4 protein-coding genes are annotated in these 6,146 nt (G+C 39.6%); all 4 read right to left on the bottom strand.

The genetic code is table 11. The features are described 5' to 3' along the window. A partial coding sequence (locus PHT93_RS11200) for an HU family DNA-binding protein (RefSeq protein WP_300242909.1) occupies positions 1–381 on the bottom strand: 381 nt, incomplete at its 3' end. Positions 382–533: 152 nt separating this feature from the next. After that, positions 534–1,361 (bottom strand): glycoside hydrolase family 16 protein, encoded by an 828-nt coding sequence (locus PHT93_RS11195; RefSeq protein WP_300242907.1) that lies wholly within the window; start codon positions 1,359–1,361, stop codon positions 534–536. Between the two features lie 75 nt (positions 1,362–1,436). Next, positions 1,437–3,038: a SusD/RagB family nutrient-binding outer membrane lipoprotein gene (locus PHT93_RS11190; protein ID WP_300242904.1), complete on the bottom strand. Its 1,602-nt coding sequence runs from the start codon at positions 3,036–3,038 to the stop codon at positions 1,437–1,439. A gap of 11 nt (positions 3,039–3,049) precedes the next feature. Further along, positions 3,050–6,142, bottom strand: coding sequence for a SusC/RagA family TonB-linked outer membrane protein (locus PHT93_RS11185; RefSeq protein ID WP_300242901.1), 3,093 nt, complete (start codon positions 6,140–6,142; stop codon positions 3,050–3,052). Positions 6,143–6,146 lie beyond the last annotated feature (4 nt).

Raw genomic sequence — 6,146 nt, 5'->3', positions numbered from 1 at the left:
TGCCTTGTGCTGTAGCTTAAAATTCGCTATTTGTTCTTTCAATTTGACAGAAGGACGAAAATGAATACCATTAATATGAACACCCAAAACGGTTTTATCCTCCGTCCGTTTGACTTTCGAGCTTTTCAATCCTAAAGAAAAAATACCCAGATCATCCAATTCAACATTGTACCCCTGAGACAGGAAAAAGTCAAAACAAAAGTTCAGAGAATCCAAGGTGGCCTTCACGTCGGCTGCCGAAATAGAACTACGCTCGCTGATCAGCTTGCACAGTTCATTGGTTTTAATTGTCCCGTTTGAATAAACACGTGCCTGATGCGTTTTCTCTTGTTCTCCACTTTGCAGGTCAGGCACTTCGTAAACACTGTAAGATACACTCATAATTAATTGATTTGATTGATGTTATAATAGAAATATTTTTCTCAAAAGAACAGAGTAAGCGCATCTAAATAATTATCCCCTTTCTAAGTTACTGTAGAATGGGGAAAGCATAAATATATTATTTGCTTTTTTGAGAATATTCATGAACAGAGCTACTGAGAGAGTGGTATAGAAATTTGATGCGTTTGCCCAGGCTTATAAACCTTCACATAATCCACGATGAATGTGTCTGGAGCACAGGCTTTTTTTATCCCTTCTAATTTTGCAGGAATTTCCATACTTAGGATCATATATTCATCCACATGAGATAAACCGGCTGTTTGTTCATGAAACTTTAATCCATCTATCAAAAAAATGTATTTTTCGGGAGTCCATTCTAATGCGAAAGTATGAAATCCTTCTGAGATCTCTTCGTATTGACTCACCATTTGGCCACATGATTGTTGATTAGGCCCATATGCCCAGTGCAAGCAATGGGTTAATACATCGTCTCCAAGTTCTTTAAAATATTCAAAAATGTCAATTTCAGTTCCATACTTTGCCGGGTCTTCCCCATCTGCTATTTGAGGAGATTGAAACCAGAATGCAGCCCAAGGGCCTACACTTTTCTGTAATTGTGCGCGACATTCAAAATAACCATATTTGGTCATAAACGTATTACCGGTACCAATCATACTCCCCATTACACTGTCTCCCTTGATGTCGTACATCAGCAGGAGATTTCCATTCTGGACTTTCACCATTGACGGGTCATTATAACCGATTCGGCGAGCTCCCATAGATCTTAATTGCCATTTTGTCGTATCTAATTCCGTACCATTAAAATTATCCTCCCATACAAGTTTGTAGCCATTTTTTTCGGGAAGAAAAATATCTTGGGAAAGTGCATTGTTTTTATTTACGGTTGTCTCTTCTTTTACTCTGATTGAATTACAAGCAACAAAGAAGACGGCTGTTAGAATGAGAATGTAATTTTTCATTATCAAACACGGATTAGTTGAATGAAAAGAGAGAAGAGGCTTTCTCAGACGCCCTTCTCTCTTTCTGACACATAATTATTTATATCGTTTCGTATCCCACCAAACACGAACATTCATACCATCACCTTGTCCTTGATTATTGTCCGAAGAAAGCGCGTTGTCTTTATTCTCACGACGTTCATCATCAACATATCTTAGTTTTTTGATAAACTCGCCATTCTCAGGATTAATCGATGGTTCCTCACTCTGGCTGATCGGCATCAGATCAGGATATCCGGTTCTACGAAATTCACTCCATGCCTCATCACCATTAGGATACATTGCAATCCATTTTTGTGTAATAATCTTTTTTAATCTTGTTTCAAAGTCAGCTGCTTCATCCCACTTCGCAAATCCTGTTGTGATGTAGGTATCATCTTTTGATGTGTCAATCACGGATTTGTCTTCAACCTGAGCTCTTCCTTCTTCAAAAGAAGCACGAATTCCAGCTTCGTAATTCTCCGCTGCACTACCAGCACCAGACCATCCCCGTATAGCAGCCTCCGCTTTTAAGAAACAAACCTCCGCATAATTCATCAGCATCATAGGCTTTTCCACAATACCCGACGGAGTACCGCTTTTTGATCCTTTTGCATTCAGATTCCATTGTTTATAGGCGTAAAATCCCCATACACTTGAATTATTAGTTGCTTTGTATTCATCCAAACCTAAATCAGAAGTAGATAATCCGTTGGGCGTCCCCTGAAATTGTATGTCGGACTCTCCGTTTACCCATCCGATAGTCTGGCCGAACCATATCGGCATACGAGGGTCTTCGACTGTACTGGTTTCTTTTAAGATTTTTTCCATTGTCTTACTCATGCGAAACTCGTTCCAATAGCTGATAATGAAAAGACAATGTCCTTCATCTAACGTGCTGTTACGAACAGCAGCATTGTCTGCATTACTGATCATCATTTCTTCCTTCAGGGCTTTTTCTCCTTCAAGTTTTGCTTTCTCGGGGTCAATGAAAGAGATTCTCAAAGCATATCTGAGACGAAGAGAATTTGCCAACTTTATCCATTTCGCATAATCTCCATTAAAAAATAAATCTTCTTCACCATAAGCTTTCTGATTTTCCATATTACTTTTCAGTACATCAACAGCCTCTCCCAACTCATTAAACACATCGTAATAGATGTCTTTTTGTGTGTCGTATTTGGGTTGATTAATACCAATACCACCCTCCGTATAAGGAATATCACCAAACACATCTGTGGTTCGTATTGCTCCCATAGCTGAGATAATACGCATTACCTGAAACATGTAGGTGTAGTCCGTACGGGTTTTTACCTGTTCTTTTACAATATTCAGATATTTGGGAAGATAGGTGTAGTATGATTTCCAGTAACCATCGTTGACCCAAGCGTTGTTATAACCGTAACGACCGGAATTAAAATAGGTTGCTGTATTAGCAAAATACTGTGAGTACAAATTCGTATGAAGATTTGGTCCAACCTGATATTCCCACGAATTATTGTTGAATCCGTAATCCTGCATTTTAGGTAACAGTAAACTCGGACTTACTTCATTAGCCGTCTGTGAATTTTTATTCATGTCCTCGAAACTATCCGTACATGCAACAAACATCAAAGAAGAAAAGCTAAATAAACAAAGTTTCTTTATTATAGATTTCATTTTTCTGAGGATTAAAATTTAACATTAAGCGTGAATCCAAATGATCTCGTAGGAGGCATAGAAGAATATTCAAATGCCTGTGCATAATCACTACGTGTGATCGCACTTTCCGGATCTACAGGAGCATCTTTCTTAAAGAAGAAAAGATCACGTCCTACAGCAGATAATTTTACTGATTTAATAGGCATATTACGCAACCAGGAAGAAGGAAGAGTATAACCCAAAGACATTTCACGCATCTTAATGTATGAACCTTTATATAAGAATGCTTCTCCAATACCATTCGGGCCGGCAATATTTGTATAATAGTTTTCCATACTAACCTCTTTCTGGTTTTGTTGTCCTGTTGATTCTACAATTCCGTCAACTACAATTCCGTTTGTTCTGTCTAACGTAGCAGCAGATGTTCCGGTTTGTTTTGCATAGTTGTCAGTCATGGAAATAAAGTCTCCACCTTGACGGATATCTACAAGCATATATAAGGAAAGATGTTTATAACGGAAAGTGTTTCCGATTGAGCCTGTCCAATCCGGTAAAATATTGCCTATTGTCTGATCAGAAGCTTTAATAGGGAAGCCATTATCATCAACTAAGATTCTGCCTGAATCATCTCTTTTGTAGCCGATTGAGACAATATCGCCAAACTTTCCTCCTTCATCAACCACTACGCTTCCTATACGAGTAGAACCTAATGTGAAACGTTTGATAGATCCGTCGAGGCTAATACATTTTGATTCGTTTGTACCCCAGTTCAGGTTCACATCCCATTGCCAATCTTTTGTTTGAATTGGTGTTCCTGTTACCATCAACTCAATACCGGAACTTTGTATTTGTCCCGCATTAATTCGTTTGCTGGTATAGCCAGAAGAAGCAGGCATGCCTACACTCAATATCTGGTTGGTCGTGTTTGATTTATAATAGGTGAAGTCAAGCCCTAAACGACCATCAAACATTCTTAGATCCGTTCCCATTTCCCAGGATTTTGTTTCTTCCGGTTTTAGGTTGGACAAAGGATAGGTTCCGGAAGTTTCTGCATTCAGGACATCTCCGATCGTCAGCCCTAATGAATACGGATTAGTCAATGAATACGGAGATGTATCATTCCCAACCTGAGCCCATGAGCCTCTTAGTTTCAAATACGTGATTTGTTCCGGTAATTTTACCATTTCCGATACAATCGCACTCAGGCTGACAGAGGGATAAAAATAAGACCAGTTGTTTGATGGAAGAGTGGACGACCAATCATTACGCCCTGTCACATCAAGATAAAGCATACTCTTATAGCCGATCTGCGCATTTCCCAAAACAGAATTCACTTGTTTCTTGCTGTATCCTTCACTAACTGTTTGATTTAGTCCATTTCCTAATGTTACTAATCCGGCTAAATTCAATAGTCCTGAAGAACCCGAGAGCCCATTGTATTTTACATTCATGGTTGCCGCACCGACATTCGCTGTAACAGCGAAGTCTCCGAACGTTTTGTCGAAGTTCAACATTAAGTCTGCATTGAACTCTTGGTTTGTACGCTGCGAATGTGTGTATTGTGATGCGGTTGACGATTTCTGTATATACGTACTGTAAACTTTCACCTGATCATTATACCAGTCCATACCTACACGTCCTGTTAAACTCAGATAATCTGTAATATGACCTGTCGCATATATTTGACCTATTATACGGTTACGTTCATCGTTATTTCCGTTTGCCGGTAATGTTAATGCGTATGGGTTCAAATATTCATTACTCGGTCCGCTCCAATTCTGAAGATATCCATCCGAACCTACAGGATCTTTCAGGTCTTCCAAACGAATACCGCGAGGCATTCTTACCAAAGACTGCATTACCCCATACTCTGCCTGTGCCGGACGATTACTTGCCTTTTGACGCATAAAATTAATTTTTGCGCCCGTACTAATATATTTATTGTTCAATTGAACATTTAGGTCGTAATACTGTCTGTTAATAGAATGATTCGGCGTAATACCATCATTTCTTGAATCTGTAAAAGATAACCTTGCAGATGCATTTTCTCCTCCTCCGGATGCAACCAAGCTATTATTATAACTAACTCCTGTACGATAAAATTCTGTTATATAGTCTTTTTGTGAAAGAAGTTTATAGTCAGAGTATCCCGATTCTCCATACTTCGTAGAACGCCAGTTTTGTACTGTCCTGCTTCCATCCATTAATTCTCCCCAACTACTGGTGGCATCAGCACTGTATTGTCCATTTGTTCCCTGACTATATATGTTCTGGTAGTCATATGAATTATAAACTTTGTTGAAATTGACACTCCCATTATACTCAATTTGTAAAGGCTGGCCTTTCTGTCCTTTTTTAGTTGTAACGATAATTGCTCCGCTCTGTGCTCTCGAACCGTATAGCGCAGCCGCATTAGCTCCTTTCAATACGGAGATAGATTCGATATCGTCCGGGTTGATATCTGCTGCAGCTCCGGAATAGTCCAAACCGCCCCATTGTCCTGCCGCCTCTGCCTGGCCATCACTAATTGGAATTCCATCAACAACCCATAGCGGTTGGTTCTGTCCACTTAATGAATTTAATCCACGCAACACGATACGCGTAGAACTCCCTAAACCTGCACCGGATTGCGAGATTTGTACACCCGCGATCTTTCCTTGTAGTAAGTTGGCAACACTTGCGGATTTTATTTCAGTCAGTCCTTCGGTTTTAACTTCCTGCATGGCATATCCTAAGGCCTTTTTTTCGCGTTTTATACCTAATGCCGTGACAACTACTTCGTCTAACAACTCAGTATCTTCCTTCATCACAACATTCAGGGATGTCTGTCCTTTAAGCGGTATTTCCTGCATTTTAAACCCAACATACGAAAACTCGAGAATAGAATTAGCATCAGGCACTGTGAGACTAAATTCGCCATCGATATTAGTTACCGTACCCTCTCTTGTGTCCTTTACAATCACATTCACCGAAATCAAAGGTTCGTTATTAGAGTCTGTCACGACTCCCCTGACATTTACTTGTGCATAGGAGACTGCACTAAAAAACATCAGAGCGCAAAAGCTCAAAACGAACGAGAAATGTGTTCTTCCCACTAAAGAAAGAATTCGCCCTTTTTTCATGAAT

This window comes from Massilibacteroides sp. (genome assembly GCF_028705895.1).
Lineage (GTDB): Bacteria > Bacteroidota > Bacteroidia > Bacteroidales > Tannerellaceae > Massilibacteroides.
Note: the sequence above shows the minus strand (reverse complement) of the source record. Positions and strands in the feature narration are given on the sequence as shown.